Origin of the sequence: Mesorhizobium sp. M8A.F.Ca.ET.161.01.1.1 (assembly GCF_004792105.1) — a bacterium.
In the GTDB taxonomy this organism is placed as follows: Bacteria; Pseudomonadota; Alphaproteobacteria; order Rhizobiales; family Rhizobiaceae; genus Mesorhizobium.
This window is the reverse complement of sequence record NZ_SRTD01000002.1, coordinates 1-23,876: the sequence shown is the minus strand read 5'-3', so window position 1 is coordinate 23,876 and position 23,876 is coordinate 1. Positions and strand designations below refer to the sequence as shown.

Here is a 23,876-nt window from a genome sequence, read left to right as displayed (position 1 = left end):
GGGTCGACGGACTATGCGGGGACATCGGCCACTCTGCACAAGGCAGGAGAACCCATGCGTGTCCTGTCGGATGCTTTCATTCCCGAACTGCCGGGCTATTACCGGGGCAAGGTCCGCGAAAATTACGACCTGACCGACGGCAGGCGCATCATCATCGCCACCGACCGTCTCAGCGCCTTCGACATCATCCTGACCTCGATCCCGTTCAAGGGAGAGATCCTGACGCAGACGGCGCGCTACTGGTTCGAGGAAACCGCCGACATCTGTCCGAACCATGTGCTGGAATATCCCGACCCCAACGTCGTCGTCGGCACAAGGCTCGAGATCCTGCCGGTCGAGATCGTCGTGCGCGGCTATCTGGCCGGGACCACCAGCACCTCCATCCTGACCCGGTACAAGCGCGGCGAACGGGAGATGTACGGAATGCGCCTGCCGGACGGCCTGCGCGACTATGAGAAGCTGGCCGAACCGGTCATCACGCCGACGAGCAAGGCCGCCGATGGCGGCCATGACGAGCCGCTGTCCAGGGCCGAGATCCTGGGGCAGGGCCTGCTCATGCCGGCGCAGTGGGAGACCGTTTCGAGCTACGCCTTGCAGCTGTTCGCCCGCGGCCAGGCGCGCGCCGCCGAGCGCGGCCTGATCCTGGCCGACACAAAATACGAATTCGGCACCGACAAGGACGGGACGATCATTCTCGCCGACGAAATCCACACGCCCGACAGCAGCCGCTACTGGATCGCGGCGAGCTACGAACAGGCGCTGGCTGATGGCACGCGGCCGGAGAGCTTCGACAAGGATTTCATCCGCTCGTGGGTGGCGGCGCGCTGCGATCCTTACAAGGATCCGATCCCGAGGATCCCGGACGAGGTCGTCGAACAGGCTTCGCGTGTCTATGCCCAGGCCTTCGAGGCGATTACGGGCAAGGCATTCGTTCCCGACCTTTCCGGGGATACGGTTCTCGATCGTATCCGAGCTAACCTTGCAGATTATTTTTGAGAGGTGCGTCTCTCAGCTAGCGCCTGGTCTTACGCCGCGCAGTCGACCCCCACTCCGTCGAGCTTCGCTCGACACCTTGCCGGGGCGAGCCGCGGGTCTCGCCCGTCCTTCGGACCCCCCGATCGACGGGGAGAGGAAAGGCGCGAGCTTGCCTGGCCGGGCTCCCTTCCTCTCCCTCCGGAGGGGGGAGAGGTGGCGCTGCGAAGCAGCGACGGAGTGGGGGAAGCCCTCTCCAAAACCCACTATCACCGAAAATGGGGCACCACCGGCGAGCCTGTGATCCCATGGAGGCGAGGAAGCGGGGGCTGCCTTGCGTTGACCTATTCCTGCCGTGGCGATACCGATGATCATTATATCGAGGGATTTCTCGCATGGTGCAGTACGCGGATGGACGGCCGATCGGAGACCTGACGCTGCGCACGCTGGCCATGCCTTCGGACGCCAATGCGGCCGGCGACATTTTTGGCGGCTGGGTGATGGCGCAGATGGACCTTGCCTGCGGCATTCGCGCCGCCGAGCGCGCCAGGGGCCGCGTGGTGACGGCGGCGGTCAAGGAGATGTCCTTCGCCAAGCCGATGAAGATCGGCGACACGCTGTGCATCTACACTCATGTCGAACGCGTCGGCCGCACCTCGATGACGCTCAAGGTCGAGGCCTGGGCGCAGCGCTATCTCTCCGACCTGATGGAAAAGGTCACCCACGCCGATTTCGTCATGGTGGCGCTCGACGGCGAGGGCAAGCCGAAAGCCGTTCCAGCCGAGAATTGATTCGATACCGCCACCGCGCGACATTTGTAACATCGCCCGAGCGGAGCGATGCGCTCAGCGACATCCTGCCGTTGCCTCCACGGCCAATTCTGCTGGCGTCGGAGGAAGACAATGCGTCAACACCTATTGAACGGCTGGCTTGCGGCGGCTCTCGCCGCCCTGGCCTGCCTGCTCGGCATAACTGCTTATGCCGAAGTCAAACAGGACCTCGGGCGCACCGCCTGTTTGCATGACACGACTGGTGTGAAGGAGCGGAGAGCGACGTGCGCGATCTGCAGCCCGATGCCTTGCGGGGCCATGGCGCCAAGAGCCTGATTGGCTGCCTTTGGAATGCGGTCACCGTCGCGGGGCGCGAGCATGCGTGAGGCCGAGCCTCGAGCGCCACAGACAAACTCCCAGGTCTTTTTCAGCGGACCAAGGCGTCTATTTCAGGGAACCATGACTTCCCTGCAAACACGCAGCGTCGCTCGGTGCGAATTCCGGAGCCCTTGCCGTGCAAGGGTTTCAGGCTTGCATCTCGTCGAATCTGGCGCGCGCCGACTGAACGCGCTGGGTGTTCTTGCGCGCCCATTCGCCAAGCGCGCCGACCGGTACCAGCAACTCATGGCCGAGTTCGGTCAGCTCGTAATCGACGCGCGGCGGAATGGTCGGAAACACCTTGCGCGTGACGAAGCCGTCGCGCTCCAGGCCGCGCAAGGTGGTCGTCAGCATCTTCTGCGAGATGCCGCCGACGGCCGCGCGCAGCTCGTTGAAACGCAGCGGTCCGCCGCCCAGTTTGCCGACCACGAGCACGGTCCATTTGTCGCCGACGCGCTGCAGGATCTCCGACACGGCCCGGCAGTCCTCGGTGTTATGCGGGTGCCTCAGTAACAAAAACGTGCCTCCTTGCGCGCCTGTTTGTCAGTATCACATATAGCGCCGGTATCCAAACGATACCAAAAATTCCCGCAAGGAGAGCCCCTTATGTCCAAGCCCAAAATCGCCATTGTCATCGGTTCGACGCGCGCCGCCCGCTTCGCCGACGTGCCGACGCAGTGGATCGCCAAGATCGCCAAGGCACATGCCGATATCGATGTCGAAATTGTCGATCTGCGCGACTTTCCGCTGCCCTTCTTCGATGAGGTAGCGTCTTCGGCCTGGGCGCCGTCGCAGAACGAAGTCGCACAGCGCTGGCAGAAGAAGGTCGCCGGATTCGACGGCTTCATCTTCACCGCCGCCGAATATAATCACGGCCCGACGGCCGTGCTGAAGAACGCCATCGACTACGCCGCCAACGAGTGGAACAAGAAGCCGGCAGGCTTTGTCGGCTATGGCAGTGTCGGCGGCTCGCGCGCCGTCGAGCAGCTTCGTCTGCACGCCGTCGAATTGCAGATGGCGCCGGTCAAGTCCGCCGTCCATATCGCCTGGGGCGATTTCCTTGCCGTGCGCCAGGGCGAGAAGAAGCTCGAAGATCTCGAGCACCTGAACCAGGCCGCCACCGCGCTGGTCAACGACGTCGCCTGGTGGGCCAAGGTACTGAAAGCCGCTCGTGCCGCCGATGCCGTCGTTGGGGAAGCCCAGGCGGCCTGATCTCGTAGCAGATCATCATCCTCCCGAAGGGCGGCGCTTGCGCCGCCCTTTTTCATTGGGGTTCTTGCAAAGAAGTTGCGGCTGCGCCCGCAGTCAATTGCGTCTCTCGCGCCCACTCGCATGATCACGACCGAGTGACTTGCATAATGCAACTAACTTGGCTACAAGTCACTTTCATCTTGAAAGAGACTGTCGATCATGGTTGCGAAAACAAGCTTCGAAACACGCCCGTGCCCGATCGCGCGCAGCCTCGACGATGTCGGCGAGTGGTGGAGCATCCTGCTTCTGCGGGACGCATTCCAGGGGCTGACGCGCTTCGACCAGTTTCAAAAGAGCCTGGCGATCGCGCCCAACATCCTGACGCGGCGGCTGAACAGCCTGGTCGAGCGCGGGCTGTTCGAAAAGCGCGTCTATTGCGAACGGCCGCTTCGTCACGAATATGTGCTGACCGCCAAGGCGCGCGATTTCCGCCCGGTCCTGCTTTCCTTGCTCGCCTGGGGAAACAAGCATCTGGCGCCCGAGGGCCCGAGCCTGGTGGTCGTGGACAAGACTGATGGTCGCTGGGCCGAGCCGGTTCTGGTGGATCGCCAGAGCGGCAGGCAGCTCGACAGCGATGATTTCACCATGGCCACGGGGCCGATGGCCACCGACCGCATGCGCCAGCGATATCGCTTCACCAGCAACGGCTCCGGCCTGCCGCTTGTCGACAACGCGCTGGTTGATCAAAGCCGTGAAGAGGCGCGGAGCAAATGAACAAGGTTCTCTCCGCTGCCGAGTTGCAGCCAGTGCAGCCCTCGACCGTTGAAATTCCCGCGCCGGCAAGGAAGCGCCGCAAGCCGTTGCTGGTATTGGGCGCCCTGGTCGCTGTCAGCGTCGCCGGATGGTATGGCCTCCAATGGTGGCAGGCAGGCCGTTTCCTCGTCTCGACCGACGATGCCTATGTCGGCGGCAACGTCACGCCGCTGGCGCCACGCGTTGCCGGGCACATCGACGAGATCCTCGTCGAGGACAACCAGCATGTCACGGCGGGCCAGCTCGTCATCCGCATCGACGACCGGCCGTTCATGGCGGCGTTGGACCGTGCGCGGGCCGCCGTCCAGCAGCAGCAATCGGCCCTCGATAATCTTCGCGCCCAGGTCTCGCTGCAGAATTCGCTGATCGAGCAGGCGCAAGCCGATCTCGAGGCCAAGAACGTGGCGGCCGTCTTCACCGCCCAGGACGCCAAACGCTATGAGGCGCTGGCCAGCACCAAAGCCGGCACGCAGCAGGACGCGCAGAGAAGCCTTGCCGCCGATGGCCAGGCCAGGGCGTCGGTGACCGCCTCCCGCGCCGGGCTCGCGGCCGCCACGCAACGGCTCGATGTGCTCAACACCCAGATCTCGGAAGCGACCGCCGCGCTCGCGGCCGCCAGGGCCGATGTCGATACAGCGCAGCTCGATCTCGGCTTTACCGAGGTCCGCTCGCCCATCGACGGTATCGTCGGCAACAGGCTGGCGCAGGTCGGCACCTATGTGTCGCCGGGCAGTTATCTCCTGACCATCGTTCCGGCTTCAGGCCTGTGGGTCGATGCCAATTTCAAGGAAGACCAGTTGCGCGACATGACCGACGGGCAGGCGGCGACGGTCTATACCGACATCGCGCCGGACGCGCCGCTCAAGGGTCATGTCACCAGCCTTGGGCCGGCGACGGGAGCGATCTTCAGCGTGATCCCGCCACAGAACGCGACCGGCAATTTCACCAAGATCGTCCAGCGCGTGCCCGTTCGCATCGCCATCGACCAGGACCAGGCGCAAAAGGTCGCGTTGCGGCCAGGCTTGTCGACCACGGTCATGGTCGATACTGGCGCGCACTGAGGACGCCATGTCTGAGCGCGCCGTCCCGCAATCCTTCATCGCCAGCATTCTGCCATTCATGGTGATGTGCGTCGGGATGTTCATCGCGCTTCTCGACATCCAGATCGTGGCGTCGTCGCTGCAGGACATCGGCGGCGGCCTGTCGGCCGCGCAGGACCAGATCGGTTGGGTGCAGACATCCTATCTGGTGGCGGAAATTATCGTCATCCCGCTGTCGGGCTGGCTCACGCGGGTGTTCTCGACACGCTGGCTGTTCACCATTTCGGCGGCCGGTTTCACGCTCGCCAGCATGCTGTGCGGCTTCGCCTGGAGCATCGAAAGCATGATCGTGTTCCGCGCGCTGCAGGGGCTGCTCGGCGCGTCGATGATCCCGACGGTGTTCACCTCGTCGTTCCATTATTTCCAGGGGCCAAGGCGGGTCTATGCCGCGGCGGTGGTCGGCAGCATCGCCTCGATTGCGCCGACGCTCGGGCCTGTCATCGGCGGCTGGATCACCGACACGCTGAACTGGCACTGGCTGTTCTATGTCAACGTCATTCCGGGCACCATCATCACCATCCTCGTTGCGCTGCTGGTCAAGATCGACAAGGCCGATCCGTCGCTGCTCAGGGGGGCCGACTATATCGGGATGGTGCTGATGGCGGTCAGCCTGGGCACGGCGGAATACGTCCTTGAGGAAGGCTCGCGCTGGAACTGGTTCGACGATGCCACGATCCGCAATGGCGCCATCGTCGCCGGGATCACCATGGTTCTGTTCGTCATCCGCAGCCTGACCTTTGCGCAGCCGGTGGTCGATTTCCGTGCCTTCGGCAACCGCAATTTCGCCATCGGCTGTTTTCTCTCCTTCGTCACCGGTATCGGCATCTTCGCCACGATCTATCTGACGCCGCTGTTCCTCGGCTATGTCAGGGGCTACGACGCCTTGCAGACCGGGCTCGCTGTGTTCTCCACCGGCGTCGCCTCGATGGTCGGCGTTCCCGTCTACATCTTCCTCGCCAAGCGCTTCGACACGCGCTGGCTGATGATGTTCGGGCTGGCCTCCTTCGGCGCCTCGATGTGGAGTTTCAGCGCCATCACCAGCCAGTGGGGTGCGGCCGAGCTGCTCATTCCGCAACTGTTTCGCGGTTTCCCGCAGGTGTTCGCCGTCGCGCCGAGCGTCAATCTCGGCCTTGGCAGCCTGCCGCCCGAACGGCTGAAATATGCCAGCGGCCTGTTCAACACGATGCGCAATCTCGGCGGCGCGGTCGGCATCGCCATTTGCGGCGCGATCCTCAACGACCGCACCAATTTCCATTTCCTGACGATCGCTTCGCATCTGACGCCGCGGAACGAAGCCGCGATGCGTCTGGTCGACAACGTCGCGCTGCGTTACGGGCAGTTGCCCGGTGCCGTCGCCGACGGTCACACCGCTTCGCTGAAGCAGCTATGGGCGCTCGCCTATCGCGAGGCATCCACCATGGCCTACGCCGACGCCTTCCTGGCGATCATGGCCGCCTTCGTCATCGCGACGGCGCTGGTTCCGTTCCTGCGCAATGTCACGCCGAAGGCGCCGCCGCCGGACGCTCATTGAGGGTGGCACGGGCCAGCAACAGCGCGCGCTCCCTGTCATTGCCGGTCAATTGGGCGGCCCGGCGGAATTCGGCGCGGGCTTCCGCTGGCCGCCCCAGTTTCTCCAGAAGATCGCCGCGCACCGTGGGCAGGAGATAGGAGTCCTTCAGGCGCGGCTCGTCCTTCAGCGCCTCGACGATGGCGAGGCCTTGCGCCGGACCGAACGCCATGCCGACGGCCACGGCCCGGTTGATCTCGACGATGGGCGAGGGGGCCGCCAAGGCAAGCGCCTGGTAATAGGCCGATATCGCGATCCAGTCGGTGTCGGCTGATGTCACCGCGCGGGCGTGGCAGGCCGCGATCATCGCCTGCAGCAGATAGGGGCCGGGCGCCGAGGTCAGGACCATGGCGCGATTCAGGCCGTCGAGGCCGCTCCGGATGAGCGACCAATCCCAGCGGCCACGGTCCTGGTCGAGCAGCAGGATCGGATCGCCCGCTTTGCCGGTACGGGCCGCGAAGCGCGAGGCGTTGAATTCCATCAGCGACACCAGGCCCCGCACCTCGGGCTCGTCGGGCATCAGCGCCGCCAGCGAGCGGCCAAGGCGCAGCGCCTCGGCGCAGAGATCGGCGCGCAGCCAGTCCGGTCCGGCGGTCGCCACATAGCCCTCGTTGAAGATGAGATAGACCACCTCCAGCACTGCGGCGAGGCGCTCGCGGCGCTCTTCCGCGCGCGGCGTCTCGAACGGGATGGCGGCATCGCGAAGGGTTCGCTTGGCGCGCACGATGCGCTGGGCGGCGGTGGCTTCGGGCACCAGGAAGGCGCGGGCGATCTCCGGCGTCGACAGGCCGCCCAGGAGTCGCAGCGCCAGTGCGGCGCGCTGCTCGGCGGGCAGGACGGGATGGCAAGCGGTGAAGATCAGCCGCAAGAGGTCGTCGTCGATATCCTCGTCGAGCGCCGTCTCGATGTCGGGCATCTCGCGCTCCAGCTCGGCGAGGTCGATGGCGAGCGTGCGATGCTTGCCGTCGATCATGGTGGTGCGGCGCAGCCGGTCGAGCGCCCGGTTCCTGGCGACCTGCGTCAACCAGGCGGCCGGATTGCGCGGGATGCCGTCGCGAGGCCAGCGCTCCAGCGCCAGCACGAAGGCGTCCTGCGCGATTTCCTCGGCCAGCCCGACATCCCTGAGGGTGCGTGCCAATCTGGCGGTGAGCTTCGGCTGCTCGATCCGCCAGACGGCCTCGATGGTTCTGTTGGCGATCAATCCTTGATCCTGCCGAGACGATCCGCCACCTTCTGGACGTCCTCGGGAAATTCGCTCATTTCAAAGACCTGGCGGATTTCGATCACGTCATTTTCTCCAGCGGGGCAGCGGCGGGCCCATTCGATGGCCTCGTCGCGTGAGCGCACGTCGATCACCCAATAGCCGCCCAGCACTTCCTTGACCTCGGCGAAGGGGCCGTCGACGACCAGAGGCTTGCCACCCTTGTAGCTGACCCGCGCCCCGGCGGACGGCGGATGCAGGCCGTCGAGCGTCAGAAGCACGCCGGCTTTCTTCAGCTCGTGATTGTACTTCATCATCCCTTCCACCGCCTCGGCGCTGGGCATGACATCGGGCGCCGCCTGCGCGTAGCCGCCGGGGATCATCAGCATCATGAACCGCATGGTCTTCTCCTTGGTTGGGTTGGTTCAATCATATGACGAACGGGCAATGGTGAAATCGACACGCGCGGGAGAAACTTCGAGTCCCGGATCTCGAACGCGTGTTGGACCGCCATATCGGCGAGGCTGCCATCTGGCCCCGCCGGTCCGCCCTGATATATCCGGCTGCGATCCATCACATGAGGGGCCTCGTGAAGTCATCCAGCCTGGCAGGCGCCGTTTCTCCCATGATCCCGGTGCTCTTCTGCGCGCTTGGCATCTTCCTGCTGTCGGGGATGGACGCGGCCATGAAGGTCCTGGTCATCGCGGTCGGCGTCTACAACACGGTGCTGTGGCGCAGCATACTGGCGACCGTGGTCGCGGGCACAGGCTGGTCGATGGGGCCACGCAGGCTGCCCGCGCCTTCCGTGCTCAGGCTGCATGCGCTGCGTGCCGCGGTCGTCGGCTTTGTCTTGCTGTCCTTCTTCTGGGGGCTTGCCCGGCTGCCGCTGGCGGAGGCGATCGGGCTCAGTTTCGTCGCGCCGCTGTTTGCCTTGCTGCTGGCGGCGCTGCTGCTCGGCGAACGCATACAGCGGCAGGCGATCTGGGCCTCATTGGCCGGCATAGCCGGCGTCGCAATCATCGTGGGCGGCCAGTTCGGACAGGCGAACTATGCCAGGGATGCCTTGCTCGGCACGGCGGCGGTGCTGGTATCGACGGTATTCTATGCCTACAACCTGATCCTTGCACGGCAGCAGGCACTGGTGGCCAAGCCGATCGAGATCATGCTGTTCCAGAACCTGTGCGTGGCGGTCATGCTCGGTCTCGCGGCACCCTGGTTCGCCATCGCCTTGCCGGGCGAGCTCTGGCTTCCGCTGGCCGGGGTGACGGCGCTGTCGCTCGCCGGCCAGTTCCTGATGAGCTGGGCCTACGCGCGTGCCGAAGCGCAATATCTGATCCCGACTGAGTACTCGGCCTTCATCTGGGCGATCGCGCTTGGCTGGTTCTTCTTCGATGAGGCGGTGACCTGGACCACGCTGGCGGGAGCGGGCCTCATCGTGGCCAGTTGCCTGATCGCGGCGCGTTCCAATCCAAGGCTTGCCGAGCCGATCGAAGCCGCGGTCTGAGGGCAGGTTTGCCGCCGGTTTTCACCAGGCGCGCTCCCCGTTCCCGGAAAGCGCGCCTGGCTCGACTTACCACTTGACCTTGAAGCCGACCGTGCCGCCGATGGAGCGGCTGTCGCCGAAGTCTTCCAGGCTGGTGCGTGCCAAGACCTCGCCATTGACGGAATAACGGTCATCGGCCCAGCTCAGCGAGCCGCCGAGACCGAGCCCGCCCGACAGCTGCCGCGACTTGCTGCTGAACACGGTGCCCGAGACATCGACATCGGAGCCGTCGAGGAAGTCGTAATAAAGATTGCCGATGCCGTAGACATGCGAGCGGCTCGTCCGGCCCGTCTTGTCCTTCCACCGGCTTTCATAGTCCGCCGACAGGCCGAGCCTGCCGATCAGGCTGTCGCTGCCGCCATTGGCGACGACGGCGCCGTAGGGGTCGGTAAAGCTGTCGAAATCGACCGAGGAATAGCTGAGCTGCGCCTGCGGCGTCAGCGACCAGTTGCCCTGGAGACCGATCTTCTGCCCGGCTTCGATACCGAGGCCATAGCCGAAGCCGTTATTGCCCTTGACTAGCCTTTTGCCGAGCGTGGCGGAGGACAGGTCGCTGTCGAACCAGGTCAGTTCGGCCTGCGCGTCGACATAGAAGCCGCTGTTGCCGTACCAAGTCAGCGTGCCGCCGAAGCCGTAGCCTGTCGTGTCGATCGAGCCGAGGCCGAAAGCCGAGGAGATATCCGACTTCACCGTACCGTAATGAACGGTCACGCCACCGATCAGGACGCCGGAGGCCATTTGCGCGAGCTGGCCGTCGAGGCCCGCCTGCACTCTCCACAGATCCGCGTCGTAGTCGGTGCCGGTCGTGGACGTGCCGGGGTCGAACTTTTTGTGGGCGGCTTCGATGCGGCCCCAGATCGGACTGCCACCCTCGACGCGGTCGTCCGCATCGGGTTGCGCCGCTCCGGTCCATGAGCGGTTGCCTGCGCGCTGCTGCAGCGTTCCGAGCTGGTTGAAACTCTGCAGCACGCCGGCATAGGCCTCGTAGACCGGCACGCTGGGAGCGTAGAGCGGCGACGTCGGGCCGCCGGGATCGACGGGATTGATCAGCGCGGAGCGCAGGTACCAGTCGCCGTCGGCCGGCGTGGAAATGCCGTTCTGATACATGCGGTAGGCATAGGCGCCGGCCACCACGGCCTGGTCGCCCTGGAAGACGTAATCGCCCAAAAGGTTGAAGGTACCGGCCGACGTGTCGCCGACATCGATGATCTTGATGCCGTCGACGGTCTGCGCGCCACCACCGCCGAGGCCGATCACCTTGACGTTGGCGGTGCCCGAGGTGTTGCCGGTGATGACGAGCTTGTCGGTGGAAGAGGCGTCGCCATCGAGAATAGCCTCGATCTCGACCGTGCCGCCCGCGCCGACGAAATTGCCCTGGATGGTCAGCAGGCCGATGGAATTGCCGGGCGCGATGACGCCGCCGGCCTGGAGTGTCGTCGATCCCACGGTGCCGTTACCGCCAAGCGCTCCGCCACCGAGAATGGTGACGGCCGAGTTGGCAAGGGAGCCATTCACCGAGAGCTTGCCGGCCTCGACCGTGGTCGCGCCGTTCAGCGTATTGATGCCGGTGAGATCGAGATTGCCGGCGCCCCGCTTGGTGAGCGTGCCGCTGCCTTCGATGATGGAGGCAAAGGTGGCGTTCGCCGGCTGGTCGAAGACGAGCGCGGCGTCGTTCAGGATGTTGCCGGTGCCGAAGCTCGTTGCCTGGCCGATCAGCGTGCCAGCGGAGATCGTCGTGCCGCCGCCGTAGCTGTTCGTACCGGCGAGCGTCGTGCTGCCGGCGCCCTGCTGCACAACTGAGCCGCTGCCGGATATCGCGCCGGCGAGGGTCACGCCGTTGGAGCGGTCGATGATGAGGGTGCCGTTGTTGGTCACGTTGCCTGCTATCGAGCCTGACGTGCCGCCATTGCCAAGCTGCAGCGTGCCGGCCGCGATCGTCGTCACGCCGGCATAGGTGTTGTCGGCGGTCAGGATCGTGGTGCCGGTGCCGATCTGGCTCACCGCGCCGCTGCCGGAGATGACGCCGGCAAAGGTCACTGCATCGGAACGATCGAAGGCAAGCGTCCCGTTGTCGATGACATTACCTGCTATCGAGCCTGACGTGCCGCCATTGCCGAGCTGCAGTGTGCCGGCCGAGATCGTCGTGACGCCGGCATAGGTGTTGTCGGCGGTCAGGATCGTGGTGCCGGACCCCAACTGGTTCACCGCTCCGCTGCCGGAAATGGTGCCGGCAAAGGTATAGCTATCCGTGCGGTAGAAGGCGAGCGTGCCGTTGTTGGTGACGTCGCCTGTTATCGAACCGGATGTGCCGCGATTGCCGAGTTGCAAGGTGCCAGCCGAGATCGTCGTGCCGCCGTTGTACGTGTTGTCGCCGGTCAGGGCGGTGGTGCTCGAACCCTGTTGGATCACGCCGCCGCTGCCCGAGATGACGCCAGCAAGAACCAGGCCGTTGGAGCGGTCGAAGACGAGGGTGCCGTTGTTGGTGGCGTTGCCAGTTATCGAACCCGACAGGCCGCCATTGCCGAGCTGCAGCGTGCCGGCGGAGATCGTTGTGCCGCCGGTGTAGTTGCTGTCGGCCGTCAGGATCGTTGTGCCCGAACCCTGCTGGATCGCTGCGCCGTTGCCTGAAATCGTGCCGGCAAAGGTATAGGTGTCCGAGCGGTCGAAGGCCAAGGTTCCATTGTTGGCGACGTTGCCGGTGATTGAACCTGATGTGCCGCCATTGCCGAGCTGCAGCGTGCCGGCCGAGATCGTCGTGCCGCCGCCGTAGTTGCTGTCGCCGGTCAGGATCAGCGTGCCGGCGCCAAGCTTGGTCAGCGCGCCGCTGCCGGTGATCGCCTGGCTGGCGGTGAAAGCGTTACCGGCGTCGGCGATGTCGAAGCTGCCGCCCAGCAACCCCAACGTGATGGTGCGGTCGGTGCCGGTGAAGGCGGTTCCGGTCACCTGCAGCACGCCGCCATTGAAGGTCAGGCCGCCGGAAGCATCGCCGAGATTGTTGTCGGCGGAGACCGAGAGCGTGCCGGCGGAGATCGTGGTTCCACCGCTATAGGTGTTGGCACCGGTGAGCACCGTCGTGCCGGTGCCGATCTGGCTCACCGCGCCGCTGCCGGAGATGACGCCGGCATAGGTGTAGGTGTCGGAGCGGTCGAAGGCCAGCGTGCCGTTGTTGGTGACATTGCCAAGAATGCCGCCGGTCGTACCGCCATTGCCGATCTGAAGCGTTCCCTGCGAGATCGTCCAGGCTTGCGTGGCGGTGTTGTCCGCGGTCAGCGCCCAGGTGCTGGCTCCGGTCTTCTGGAGGATGTCGAAGTTTCGGTACTGGCCGGCTGCGCCGATCATGCCGTCGAGGACCGCGGCGGTGTCGCCGCCGACGGTGAAAACGTCATTCGCTCCACTTCCGCCCACGACATTGCCGACGATCACCGAACCGGCCTGAAGTTCAAGCTTAAGGCTCCCTGTCGAGCCTGCGATAAGAGAAATGGCATTGGCGCCCGCGCCGCCGCTAACGGTGCCGCTGTTGACGATGCTGAGCGACCCCGCGACGCTGTTGGTCATGATTGCGGCCGCCCCGGTGCCGCCCTGGATTTTGCCGGTGTTGATAATCGTCCCGACATTACTGGTGCGCACCACTACGCCGATGCCACCGCTGGTCGTACCCTCGCCACCCAGGATGGTACCGTTGTTGGTGAGCTTTGTCTGCGCGCCGGCGGGACTCCCAATCGCAACGCCGATGCCTCCCGGTCCTTGGCTACCGCTACCTCCCTGAATGGTGCCGCCCGCGTTGTTTATCAACTGGCCACCGGAGCTCACTTGCACACCTGGACCGCCAGCCGTGGTGCCGTTGCCGCCTACGATGCTGCCGCTGTTGGCAAGCGTCGAATTGTTCATGACGCTCGCGCCAATTTGTCCGGTGGTGCCCGGAGTGCTGAATGAGGCGCCTTCAACCGATACCTCATTGGTGACGTTAGCCCCATTATTAACCACAAGCCCGGCCACGTTACTCAGTCCGACAACATTGCCGGTTCCGGTCACGATCACCGCTTGTCCACCGCTGAATTGAGGAGCCGTCAGCGTGTATCCATTCGTGTCGATCGTCAGCGGGCTGGTCGAAGTCAGGACGTTGATGCTGGTCGTGATGTCGGACCTCAGGACGATAACGGGCGTTGGGTCACCCGTCGAAGTGATCGTGGCCAGGGCATTGTTGAGTTCGCCCAGGCTGGCGACGTCGTATTGCGCCGCCGATGCCATCCCTGGAAACAGGCAGGCGACCGCCGCGCCGTTCACACCCGCAAGGAGCGTGCCGTCCCAAATGCGCCGAAGCGCGCCGCCGTTCGCCTTCATCAGTCTGCCCCGCTCGAAACTCTGCTGCCTGCCATGCCCAATGTCGCGGTTCGGGTGGCTCGCGCCGAACCAAACCGGCAATAGGTTAACTCCGGGTTTGATTCCTGTCTCGCAGTTGAAGCGTTCGTTACTGATTTTTTTCTGACGTTACTTCAACGCAACATTAGATGTTCTGAATATAATCAATATATATAAGTAATTCCTTGCATGCCTGGATGGCGGCGAGACTGCCGGGGCGCGACGGGTGCGGCCTCGTTTCGAGGGCCGGAAGGGGGCACCGCTCACGGCAGTGTTCAGCCTGAAATTTCCAAATCCCTCATTTGCGTTTGAAGCCATCAAGCCAGCGTCCTATGCTTATGCCGCGAGGCGATGACATGAAGGCGCATGAAGCGTTGATAGCTTGGAGCGGATGGGACGATCAGTCCCCGACGCGTGGCCACGTCGCCGTCGGCCTCATCGTCGGCGAGGGCCAGGTCGACTGGTCGGCGGGATATGCCAGCACGGGCGGCGCGGCCTTCGAGGCACGCCGCCAGATTCGCGGCGCGCAAAGCATCATCGGCATCTTCAGGGATTTCCATTATCTGGTCGTCGATGAGCGCCTGGATCCCGAGAGGGTCCACAAGGCGTTTCTCGTCATCGACGAGTATGCCGAGATAGTCGGGTAATCAAAAAGCGTGGTTCGCCATCGATGCGGCGGTCGCCGAGATCGGCGACGTGGAAGCGCCAGCCTTGCTCGACCTCGTTCCCGGAGCGGCAATTGTATGGGCTCGCCAAAAAGCAGAGCTTCATCCGCGGACCTGAATCAGGCGGGCCGCAAGTAGACTTCTGCACATCATGAAATTTTTATTAAATATTTCGCCCGCGTGATTACGGTCCATAGACTTTATGTTGGTCTGTTGTGCTGTCCGCTCAGAAAATGTCACCGAATGGTCGATGCTATGACAGACTATGTGGCAAATTCCTGGAACGATATCGTGCAAGGCAACGTTGGTCCGGATGCGGCCGGCGGGAATCGAACGATGCGAACTGGCCAGGCATCACGAGAAGGGTTTATCCGATGAGCTTCTTCGTCAACGCCGTGGGCGTTCCTCTTCCCTATAGCGGCGCTTCCAGCCATTGGTACTCGGCGGCGGGATCCGGGCCGGACTTGTACGGCAGCACGGGAAATGACTCCTTCTATGGAGCAGGCAATGTCAACGTCACCATGCATGGTGGCACGGGCGACGACATCTATTACCTCTACGGGGCCGGCAACAAGGTGGCGGAGGCGGCTGGCGCAGGCATCGACACGATCAGCACATGGATGAGCTACAAGCTCCCCGACAATGTCGAGAACCTCATCGTCACACATGCCAACAACTATGCCTTCGGAAATGGGTTGGACAACATCATCACCGCCACGGTCGGGCACCAGACCCTGGACGGCGGCGCGGGAAACGATGTGCTGATCGACGGCGGCGGCGGTTACGACACGTTCGTCATATCGAAAGGCAATGGAAGCGACCTGATCGCCAATTTTGCCGCCACCGACACGGTCCGCCTCAATGGCTATGGATTCACGTCGTTCGACGCCATCCATTCCAACATGATCCAGGCGGGATCGAACGTGCTGTTGAATTTGGGATCCGGTGAGATTCTCGAGTTCAAGGACACGACCATCGACAAGATGCAGCCCGGCCAGTTCGAACTGCCGATCGACATGTCGGCAATGAAGCTGTCATTCAGCGACGAGTTCAACTCGCTCAATCTTCACAACGACCAGGGCGGCACATGGGATACCAATTTCTCGTGGGGAGCGCCCAACGGCAGCACGTTGAGCAACAATGGCGAATTGCAATGGTACATCGACGCCAATTACGCGCCGACGAGCTCCGTCCACCCGTTCAGCGTGAACAACGGCGTTCTCACCATCACCGCCGCGCAGGCGCCGGCCGACATCAAGCCGCTGATCAACAACTACGAATACACGTCAGGCATCATCACCACGCATGACACCTTCTCGCAGACCTATGGCTATTTCGAAATGCGGGCCGACCTGCCCGAGAACGCCGGCGCCTGGCCGGCCTTCTGGCTGCTGCCGGAAGACGGTTCGTGGCCGCCGGAGCTGGATGTCGTGGAAACGCGCGGGCAGGACCCGAACTCGTTGATCATGACGGCGCACTCGAATGAAACGGGAACGCACACCAAGGTCTCGTCGACGGTGAATACCATGGATACCGCCGGCTTCCACACCTACGGCCTGCTCTGGACACCGGACAAGCTCGTCTGGACCTATGACGGTGTGCAGGTCGCGGAAGCGGCGACGCCATCCGACATGAACAAACCCATGTACATGCTGGCCGATCTCGCGGTCGGCGGCTTTGCCGGCGCGCCTCCCGATCATCTGGCGACGCCTGCCGAGATGAAGATCGACTACATCCGCGCCTATACTCTGGACAATGCGCCGGCGAGCGCTCTGCACCTAACCAGCAACACCGCCACACACAGCATTGCCAACAGCACGCTGCACGGCGGTTCCGAATTCGGGGGTCACGTATAAGGTCCCGGGATCATGCAGCGGCGGGAAATGCGCAAATGACCGGACCGTCCGGCCTGCGTCCAGTCTTCATGCGCGCCATCGCCGATGTCGGCGTCTTCTCGCTGCTGATCAACATCCTGCTTTTGGTGATTCCGCTCTACCTGCTGCAGGTCTATGACCGCGTGCTGCCGTCCTCCAGCGTCGAGACGCTTGTCTATCTTTCGGGCATCGCGGTCCTCGCGCTCGCCTTCCTCGGGCTGCTGGACGCGATCCGGGCGGTTTACACGCAGCGCGTCGCGGCGACCGTCGATCGGAAACTGGGTGCCAGCACCTTCGCCGTTTCGCTCGGCGCAAAATATGCCGGCGGCCTGTCGCCGCTGCGCGACCTCGCCTCGGTCTGCGCCTTCATCAGGTCGCGCGGCGTAGCGGTGCTGTTCGACCTGCCCTTTGCCCCTGTCTTCCTTGCCTTGCTCTATCTCATCCATCCTGTGCTGTTCTGGGTGACGGTCGCCGGCGCGGTGATTCTGATTGTCCTGGTCGTGGCCAACCAGCTCGCCATCGGCCGGAACGACGCCTTGTCCACGGAGCGTTCGGCTCTGGCCAGCCAGGCGGAACAGGCCTTTGCCCGCAATGCCGAGACGCTGCGCGCCATGGGCATGGTGGAAAATGCCTCGCGGGTCTGGGGACGGCACGTAGCGGCGGCGCTCGCCTTCCATGACCGCTCCTCGAGCGCCAATGCGATCTTCAGCGGCGCCTCGCGGGCGTTGCGCATGATGCTGCAACTGGCGATCCTGGGCGCCGGCGCATCGCTGGTGCTTCAAGGGCAGATGACGGCCGGCATGATCTTCGCCTCGTCGCTGGTCTCGTCGCGCGCGCTGCAGCCGCTCGACCAGCTGATCGGAGCCTGGCGGCAGATCGCCGACGCCCGGCGCGCGTGGACGCGGCTGGAAAAGGCGCTTGCGGCGCGTCCGGCCGAGCCGCGAAAACTGATCCTGCCCGATCCGGCAGGCGCGATTTCCGCGCAGGATGTTTTCTTCATGGCGCCGAATGCCCGGCCCGGCACCGAGCCCATCCTCAAGCGGCTTACCTTTGCGATTGGCGCGGGCGAGGCGTTGGCTATCGTCGGCCCGAGCGGCGCCGGCAAATCGACGCTGGCGCGGCTGCTCGTGGGTGCCGCCTGGCCGACCGGCGGCTCAATCAGGGTCGACGGCGCCGATCTCGGGACCTGGGACGAAAGTCAGCTCGGAAAACATGTCGGCTACGTCGCGCAGGAGGTCGAGCTCTTTCCGGGATCGATCGCGCAAAACGTCGCCCGCTTCGACCCGGAGGCGGACGATGCCGCGATCGTGGACGCGGCACGGCGCGCCCAGGTGCATGAGCTGATCCTGGCGCAGCGCGACGGCTACCAGACCATGATCGGCCCGTCGGACAGGGCGCTGTCGGGCGGCGAGCGCCAGCGGATCGGGCTGGCGCGCGCCTTCTACGGCAATCCGCGGTTCCTGGTGCTCGACGAGCCCAGTTCCCATCTCGACGGTAGCGGCGAGGCCGCGCTCGAGGCGGCGCTTTCGGCCGCGCGGACGGCGGGCGTCACGGTCATCGTGATCACCCATCAGCCTTCGATCGCCGCTGCTTGCGATCGCGTGATGCTTTTGCGCGGCGGCATGATCGAAGCCTTCGGGCCAAGCAGCGAAATGCTGCGGCGCTCGGTCGTCGGCAAGGGCGTCCAGCAGAGCACGGTGGTGACCGGGTCGTTCGTCCCGACGATCCGCGCGGGTGGCAGTTTCGGATCCTGAGATGACGACACAGAGCATCGCCTGGGACAGCCAGCCACGCACCGACATAAGACGCGTGGCCCTCACCGGCTATGCAGCCATGGCGCTGCTGGCGGGCGGCTTCGGCTACTGGGCCGTCAGCGCCCCCTTGTCGGGCGCGGTGATCACCCAAGGCACGATCTCGGCGACGGGAGGAAACATCCAGATCCAGCATCGCGAGGGCGGCATCGTCCAGGCGCTGCTGGTCCATGAAGGCGATCGCGTGCAACTGGCCCAGGATCTGGTCGTGCTGGACCCAACGGCCGCGCAGGCCGAGCTCAACCGGCTGACGAGACAGTCGATCGCGCTCAGGGCGAGTGCGGCTCGGCTGGAGGCGGAACGCGACGGATTGGACAGGCTGGCGCCAATCGCCGAAGCGGCGCCGGCACCTTTCCAGCCGGATTTCGAGATGCTGATTCGAGAACAGCAAAAGGAATTCGACGCCAGGCTCGCCCGGTTCCGGTCGGAGCAATCGATCCTGGCACAACGGGTCGCCATGCACAGGCAGTCGGTGGTGGGATTGCAGGCCCAGAAACAGGCCATTCAGCAACAAGCCGAAGTCGTCAAGAAAGAACTCGGCATCAAGACCAGCCTGCTGGACAGGGGCCTCACCAACCGTACCGAATACTCCCAGCTGTTGCGCAGCGAGGCCGATCTCGTCGGGCAAGCGGGGATGCTGGAGGCCAATCTGGCGACGGCCAATACCCAGATCGTCGAGGCCCAGGAGCAGACCGAGCGCCTGACCACGCAACGCGTCGAGGAGGCGCTGACGAAACTCGACGACGTCCGCTCCAATCTGGCCGATGTCGAGGAACAGATCAGGGCGGCGGAGGCGGTGCTGCGGCGAACGACGATCAAAGCGCCGGCGGCAGGCATCGTGGTGTCATCGACCTACAATTCCAAGGGCAGCGTGATTGCCCCGGGCGAAAAGATCATGGAAATCCTGCCCACCGCGTCTGGCCAGGTCGTCGATGCGAAGCTGCGGCCGAAGGACATCGATCAGGTCCGTGTCGGTCAGCCGGCGAAACTACGATTGTCCGCCTTGAACGCGCGGCTCACGCCAGAGGTTTCAGCCACCGTGACACAGATTTCGGCGGATCGGCTCATCGATCCGGCCACGCGCGAACCCTATTTCCGCGCCAAGCTGACGATTGCCGCCGACCTGCCGCCCGGCGTGAGGCGCGACCAGCTTTATCCCGGGACGCCTGTCGAGGCGTTCATCAGCACGGGCGATCGCACTTTCCTGGAGTATCTCTCGCGGCCGATGCTCGATTCATTTTCGCGCGCTTTCGCGGAGCAGTAGATCGAGGACCGGCAGTCAACCGGCGCTTGGACATTTGAACGGTCAGCGCGCCACTTCGCGGTGGCCGCTGGCCAGGCGGGTGGCGATCAGCTTGTCGATGCGGCGGCCGTCGAGATCGACCACCTCGAAGCGCCAGCCTTGCGCATCGACGCACTCGCCGGTCGCCGGCAGATGGTGCATGTGCGACAGCACATAGCCGGCGACGGTCTCGTAATCGCGGTTCTCCGGCAGGTCGATGCCCAGCACCTCGGCCATCTCGTCGGCCTGCATATAACCGGCGAGCAGCCATGAGCCGTCGTCGCGCTGGACGGCGCTTTCTTCCTCGCCGGCCTCGAGGTCCGAGCGGAAGACGCCGGTGATGGCTTCCAGAATGTCGGCGGGCGTGACGATGCCTTCGAAGTGGCCGTATTCGTCATGCACAAGCGCCATCGGCACGTCGCTCTCCTTCAGCTTCTGCAGCACGTCAAGGGCGTCGGCCTGGTCGTGCACGATGGGTGCCGCACGCACATATTTGCGCGGGTCGAGGGCGCGGCCGCCGAGCAGTGCTGCCAGCACGTCGCGCGTCTGGATGACGCCGATCATGGCGTCCACCCCGCCGTCGCCGGCGGGCAGGCGCGAATGCTGAGTGTCCATCAGCAGCTTGCGGATCGTGGTTTCATCGGACTGCAGGTTGATCCAGTCGACATCGGTGCGCGGCGACATGACGGCGCGCACGGCGCGGTCGCCAAGCCGCATGACACCGGCGATCATGCGCCGCTCGTCGGATTCGATGGTGCCGTGATGCTCGGCCTCGGCGACCAGCATCTTGATCTCCTCGTCGGTGACCTTTTCCTCGCTCTCGCCACGCTGGCCGAGCAGCCAGAGCACGGTACGGCCCGAAATGTCGAGCAGGAAGACCAGAGGCGCCGAGATGGTGGCGAGGATGGTCATCGCCGGCGCGGCTCTCACGGCAACGCGCTCGGGATCGCGCAGCGCGATCTGCTTGGGCACGAGTTCGCCGATGATCAGCGAGGCGTAGGTGATGATGGCCACGACGATGCCGACGCCGAGCGGGTCGGCGATGGTCTCGCGGATGCCTGTCGAGGCCAGATATTGCGCCAGCCTCTGGCCGAGCGTGGCACCGGAAAAGGCGCCCGAGAGCACGCCGACCAGCGTGATGCCGATCTGCACGGAGGACAGGAATTTGCCCGGATTGGAGCCAAGCGCCAGAGCGCGGCCGGCACCCTTGACGTTGCGGTCGATCATCGCCTTCAGGCGAGCCGGCCGCGAGGAGACGATGGCGAGTTCGGACATCGACAGAAGGCCGTTCACGCAGATGAGGACGACCACGGTGGCGATTTCAACGTATAACATGAGGGGTCAATAGCATTGCCGCACGGCTTTCGAAAATAGTCGGCGACCATTTTAAAAAGATGACGGCGATACGGGCCGATCAGGCGGCATCCCAGGGTGGCGACGAGAAGTGCGCGACCAGCGCGTCGACGACGACCCGCACCTTGGGCGTCAAGGCTCGTGTCGCCGGCCAGATGGCATGGACGGAAATGTTTTCGACCAGCGTGTCCACCAGCACCATTTCCAGCGCGCCGCTCCTGAGGCTGTCCGCCACCAGCCAGGTCGGCAGGAAGGTGATGCCGCAGCCGGCAAGGACAGCGCCCAGCATCGGCTCGCCATTGTCGAGCACCAGCCTTGCCCGCGGCGTGAATTTCGCGACATGGCCATCGGCTTGCCTGATGCTCCAGGCGTGGGCGACGCCGTTGCGGGTGTAGCCGATCAGGTCATGGCCGGCGAGGTCCTCGATCGTCCGTGGCCTGCCGTTTCTGTCGAGATAGGCGGGGGCGGCGCATATGGCCGAGCGCTGGGTATAGAGCCGGCGTGCGGCGAGCGACAGGCTGTCGTCGAGGTCGCCCATGCGGACCGCAAGGTCGATGCCTTCCTCGATGAGGTCGACGCGGCGGTCGTTGAAGGAAATCTCCATGGCCAGATCGGGAAATCGCCTGGAAATGTCGAACAGCACAGGCGCCACGCAGCGGTGGCCGAAGGCCGAGGGCAGGTCGACCCGAAGGCGGCCCGAGGGCACCTGCCGGCGCGAGGCCAGCAGCGCCTGGGCGGCTTCGATCTCGGACAGCGCCCTGACGCAGGCTTCATAATAGCACAGGCCTTCGCTGGTCGGGCTGAGGCTGCGCGTGGTGCGGTTGAGCAAGCGGATGCCAAGCCGCTGTTCCAGTTGCGCGACCGATTTGCCGACCGCCGATTTCGTCACGCGCAGCCGCTCGCCTGCGCCGGTGAAGCTTCCGGCCTCGATCGTTTGAACAAAGGCGACGATGCCTTGCAGATCCGCGGATTCCATCGATCTATTCCCATTGTAGAAATCTGATCACCAACTCGTTTCCGATTATGGATCATGGAAGCGCTTTTTTCCACAGTGAAACGGCGTAAATATCCCGCCAGCCATGCAATCGGGAGCAGACGCAATGAAGAGCGACATCAACAGATCCTGGCGGATGACCGGCTTCGGCCTGCCCAGGCTGGAATTGGCCGAAGGGAGGATTCCCGAGCCCGGGCCGCATGAACTGCTGGTGCGGATCAAGGCCATATCGCTGAACTACAAGGACAGGATGATCGTCGATGGCGTGCTGATCCCCGACCTTGCCTTTCCATTCGTGCCGACCTCCGATGCCGTTGGCGAAGTGGTGGCGGTCGGCGGCGGTGTCACCCGTTTCCGGACCGGCCAGCGCGTGCTGGGGCAGGTGATCGCCGACTGGCCGGATGGCGATGCACCCCCGGTGCTGCACCAGCACACGCTGGGATCGTCGCTGCCCGGCACGTTAAGCGACTATCTGATCCTGCATGAGGACGCCGCCGTGCTGGCGCCGCCGTCGCTCAGCGACGCGGAGGCCTCGACGCTGCCGATCGCGGCGCTGACAGCCTGGTTCGCCATGGCCGAGGCGACACGACCGGTGCCCGGCCAGACCGTCCTGATCCAGGGCACCGGCGGTGTCTCCCTGTTTGCGCTGCAATTCGCCCACGCCTTCGGCCTGCGCGCCATCGTCACGTCAAGCAGCGACGGCAAGCTCGAGCGGGCAAAGACGCTCGGCGCCTGGCAGGTGATCAACTATCGCGCCAAACCGGCATGGGACGAGGCCGCGCGTGAGTTGACGGGTGGAGCCGGCGTCAACCATATCCTCGAAATGGTCGGCGGCGACAATGCGCGGCGATCGCTCAACGCACTGGCCGCCGACGGCCGGCTGTCGTTCATCGGCCTGCTGGGCAGCATGGAGCTCAGCTTCCCGATCGTGCCCTTCCTGCGCAACCGTATTGTCGTGCAAGGCATTTCGATCGGCCATCGCCGCGCCTTCGAACGCATGAACGAGGCGATCGAGGCGCTGGCGATCAAGCCGGTCATCGACAAGGTCTTTGGTTTCGACGAGGTGCCGCGGGCCTTCGAGCATCTGGAGAAGGGGCCGTTCGGCAAGATCGTCATCGCCACGGCCTGACCTGTGATCACCGCAACTGCTTCAGCACGCCGACGATCGCCCTGCCATCGGTGAAATAGGGGTCGCCGCCACCGTTGCGGCCGGTTTTGGTGGCGCCGATGCCCGCCAGGTCGCTGGTCGAGGACAACAGGCCGGCGGCATTGAGATCGCCGATCACAAAGTCGCGTTCGGCATCGATGTCGGGACCGATATGATGGGTGATGGCGCCCGTGTCGTGGCTCAAGCCGACACCGCGATCGAAGCTGGCGGCGCCCAGCCAGAGCGGCCTGCCATCGTCGCCGACCGTATCCGTCCGCCAAAAACGGATGTGGTGGCGCCGGTCGGCACTGTCGCCGACCGGCTTTTCGAAAGCGAGTTCCTGGGCGCGGCCCTCGAACAGCAGCCGGCTCACCGGTGCGTCGGGATAGGGGCGGGAAAACAGGACACTCTCGCCGATATCGATGGCAGTCCTCAAGGTGACGGCGTCGGCGGTGTCCCAGCCGGCGACGGCGAAAGCGTGCACCAACTCCTTCTCCGTACCGACCAGGCCGACATTGATCGGGTCGCCGTGAATGCCTTGCGGCGTGTGGGTGACCATTTCGAAGCGCTGGTTGCGAAAGCCGCGATCGCGGAATGTCCAGAATTCCGGCGCGGCGACATAGGCGAGCGCCACATAGGCGGCCAGACCTGCCACCAGCCAGATCGTTACGCGTCGTCGAAGGCTTCCGTGGATCATCTACTCACTGTCTCGTTGCTGCCACCATGCCTTCGTCATGTATGGACGGCCCCTCTTGGGCAAGAGGCAAAATAGCGGCGCCGGCGCAAGTCTGGAGCGGTCATGTATTCGGCCTTTAATGCGATCGATTTCGATGACCGCTGGCCCTCAGGGGTTACG

General features: G+C 64.3%; 19 protein-coding genes. 12 read left to right on the top strand and 7 right to left on the bottom strand.

The genetic code is table 11. The features are described from left to right. Window positions 1-54: 54 nt before the first annotated feature. Complete coding sequence (locus EN804_RS04990) at window positions 55-996, top strand: phosphoribosylaminoimidazolesuccinocarboxamide synthase (protein WP_127279780.1); 942 nt, start codon at window positions 55-57, stop codon at window positions 994-996. Between the two features lie 371 nt (window positions 997-1,367). Then, window positions 1,368-1,763: an acyl-CoA thioesterase gene (locus EN804_RS04985; RefSeq protein ID WP_127279779.1), complete on the top strand. Its 396-nt coding sequence runs from the start codon at window positions 1,368-1,370 to the stop codon at window positions 1,761-1,763. A 504-nt stretch (window positions 1,764-2,267) separates the two neighbouring features. Here the strand turns inward: EN804_RS04985 and EN804_RS04975 are convergent. After that, the gene (locus EN804_RS04975) at window positions 2,268-2,636 is read right to left on the bottom strand and encodes a helix-turn-helix domain-containing protein (RefSeq protein ID WP_127281183.1); all 369 of its coding nucleotides are present in this window, start codon (window positions 2,634-2,636) and stop codon (window positions 2,268-2,270) included. Window positions 2,637-2,726: 90 nt separating this feature from the next. On the opposite strand from EN804_RS04975, the gene EN804_RS04970 reads away from it, so the two are divergent. The 4 genes from EN804_RS04970 (at window position 2,727) to EN804_RS04955 (ending at window position 6,755) form a co-directional block, all read left to right on the top strand. Beyond that, window positions 2,727-3,332 (top strand): NADPH-dependent FMN reductase, encoded by a 606-nt coding sequence (locus EN804_RS04970; RefSeq protein ID WP_127873489.1) that lies wholly within the window; start codon window positions 2,727-2,729, stop codon window positions 3,330-3,332. Between the two features lie 198 nt (window positions 3,333-3,530). Next, window positions 3,531-4,085, top strand: a complete 555-nt coding sequence (locus tag EN804_RS04965) for a helix-turn-helix domain-containing protein (RefSeq protein ID WP_127873488.1) — start codon at window positions 3,531-3,533, stop codon at window positions 4,083-4,085. Beyond that, window positions 4,082-5,185: an HlyD family secretion protein gene (locus tag EN804_RS04960; protein WP_127873487.1), complete on the top strand. Its 1,104-nt coding sequence runs from the start codon at window positions 4,082-4,084 to the stop codon at window positions 5,183-5,185. The genes EN804_RS04965 and EN804_RS04960 overlap by 4 nt, the downstream gene beginning before the upstream one ends. A 7-nt stretch (window positions 5,186-5,192) precedes the next feature. After that, on the top strand, window positions 5,193-6,755 hold the full coding sequence (locus EN804_RS04955; protein WP_135918788.1) for a DHA2 family efflux MFS transporter permease subunit: 1,563 nt from the start codon (window positions 5,193-5,195) through the stop codon (window positions 6,753-6,755). Here EN804_RS04955 and EN804_RS04950 read toward each other — a convergent pair. Then, on the bottom strand, window positions 6,721-7,992 hold the full coding sequence (locus EN804_RS04950) for an RNA polymerase sigma factor (protein WP_135918787.1): 1,272 nt from the start codon (window positions 7,990-7,992) through the stop codon (window positions 6,721-6,723). The two genes, EN804_RS04955 and EN804_RS04950, sit on opposite strands and share 35 nt — an antisense overlap. Beyond that, the gene (locus EN804_RS04945; protein ID WP_135884164.1) at window positions 7,989-8,393 is read right to left on the bottom strand and encodes a YciI family protein; all 405 of its coding nucleotides are present in this window, start codon (window positions 8,391-8,393) and stop codon (window positions 7,989-7,991) included. The genes EN804_RS04950 and EN804_RS04945 overlap by 4 nt, the downstream gene beginning before the upstream one ends. Before the next feature lie 176 nt (window positions 8,394-8,569). Here EN804_RS04945 and EN804_RS04940 point away from each other — a divergent pair, with 176 nt between their 5' ends. Continuing rightward, window positions 8,570-9,496, top strand: a complete 927-nt coding sequence (locus EN804_RS04940) for a DMT family transporter (protein WP_135918786.1) — start codon at window positions 8,570-8,572, stop codon at window positions 9,494-9,496. A 66-nt stretch (window positions 9,497-9,562) separates the two neighbouring features. Here the strand turns inward: EN804_RS04940 and EN804_RS04935 are convergent, their stop codons facing one another. After that, on the bottom strand, window positions 9,563-13,876 hold the full coding sequence (locus EN804_RS04935; protein WP_135918785.1) for an autotransporter outer membrane beta-barrel domain-containing protein: 4,314 nt from the start codon (window positions 13,874-13,876) through the stop codon (window positions 9,563-9,565). A gap of 374 nt (window positions 13,877-14,250) precedes the next feature. Here EN804_RS04935 and EN804_RS04930 point away from each other — a divergent pair, with 374 nt between their 5' ends. From EN804_RS04930 to EN804_RS04915, 4 genes are all read left to right on the top strand, one after another. Beyond that, a complete protein-coding gene (locus EN804_RS04930; protein WP_127279450.1) occupies window positions 14,251-14,541 on the top strand; it encodes a hypothetical protein in 291 nt (96 codons plus the stop codon). Window positions 14,542-14,933: 392 nt separating this feature from the next. Continuing rightward, complete coding sequence (locus tag EN804_RS04925) at window positions 14,934-16,415, top strand: family 16 glycosylhydrolase (RefSeq protein ID WP_135918784.1); 1,482 nt, start codon at window positions 14,934-14,936, stop codon at window positions 16,413-16,415. A gap of 35 nt (window positions 16,416-16,450) precedes the next feature. After that, window positions 16,451-18,187 carry a type I secretion system permease/ATPase gene (locus EN804_RS04920; protein ID WP_135918783.1) on the top strand — a complete coding sequence of 579 codons (1,737 nt, stop codon included), beginning with the start codon at window positions 16,451-16,453 and terminating at the stop codon, window positions 18,185-18,187. Between the two features lies 1 nt (window position 18,188). Continuing rightward, complete coding sequence (locus EN804_RS04915; protein WP_135918782.1) at window positions 18,189-19,508, top strand: HlyD family type I secretion periplasmic adaptor subunit; 1,320 nt, start codon at window positions 18,189-18,191, stop codon at window positions 19,506-19,508. 42 nt (window positions 19,509-19,550) lie between these two features. Here the strand turns inward: EN804_RS04915 and EN804_RS04910 are convergent, their stop codons facing one another. Continuing rightward, on the bottom strand, window positions 19,551-20,861 hold the full coding sequence (locus EN804_RS04910; protein ID WP_135918781.1) for a hemolysin family protein: 1,311 nt from the start codon (window positions 20,859-20,861) through the stop codon (window positions 19,551-19,553). A 79-nt stretch (window positions 20,862-20,940) separates the two neighbouring features. Continuing rightward, complete coding sequence (locus tag EN804_RS04905) at window positions 20,941-21,855, bottom strand: LysR family transcriptional regulator (RefSeq protein ID WP_135867450.1); 915 nt, start codon at window positions 21,853-21,855, stop codon at window positions 20,941-20,943. A gap of 124 nt (window positions 21,856-21,979) precedes the next feature. Here EN804_RS04905 and EN804_RS04900 point away from each other — a divergent pair, with 124 nt between their 5' ends. Next, a complete protein-coding gene (locus EN804_RS04900; RefSeq protein WP_135918780.1) occupies window positions 21,980-23,002 on the top strand; it encodes an NAD(P)-dependent alcohol dehydrogenase in 1,023 nt (340 codons plus the stop codon). A gap of 7 nt (window positions 23,003-23,009) precedes the next feature. On the opposite strand, the gene EN804_RS04895 is transcribed toward EN804_RS04900, so the two are convergent. Next, window positions 23,010-23,717: an LssY C-terminal domain-containing protein gene (locus tag EN804_RS04895; protein WP_135918779.1), complete on the bottom strand. Its 708-nt coding sequence runs from the start codon at window positions 23,715-23,717 to the stop codon at window positions 23,010-23,012. Window positions 23,718-23,876: the final 159 nt, after the last annotated feature.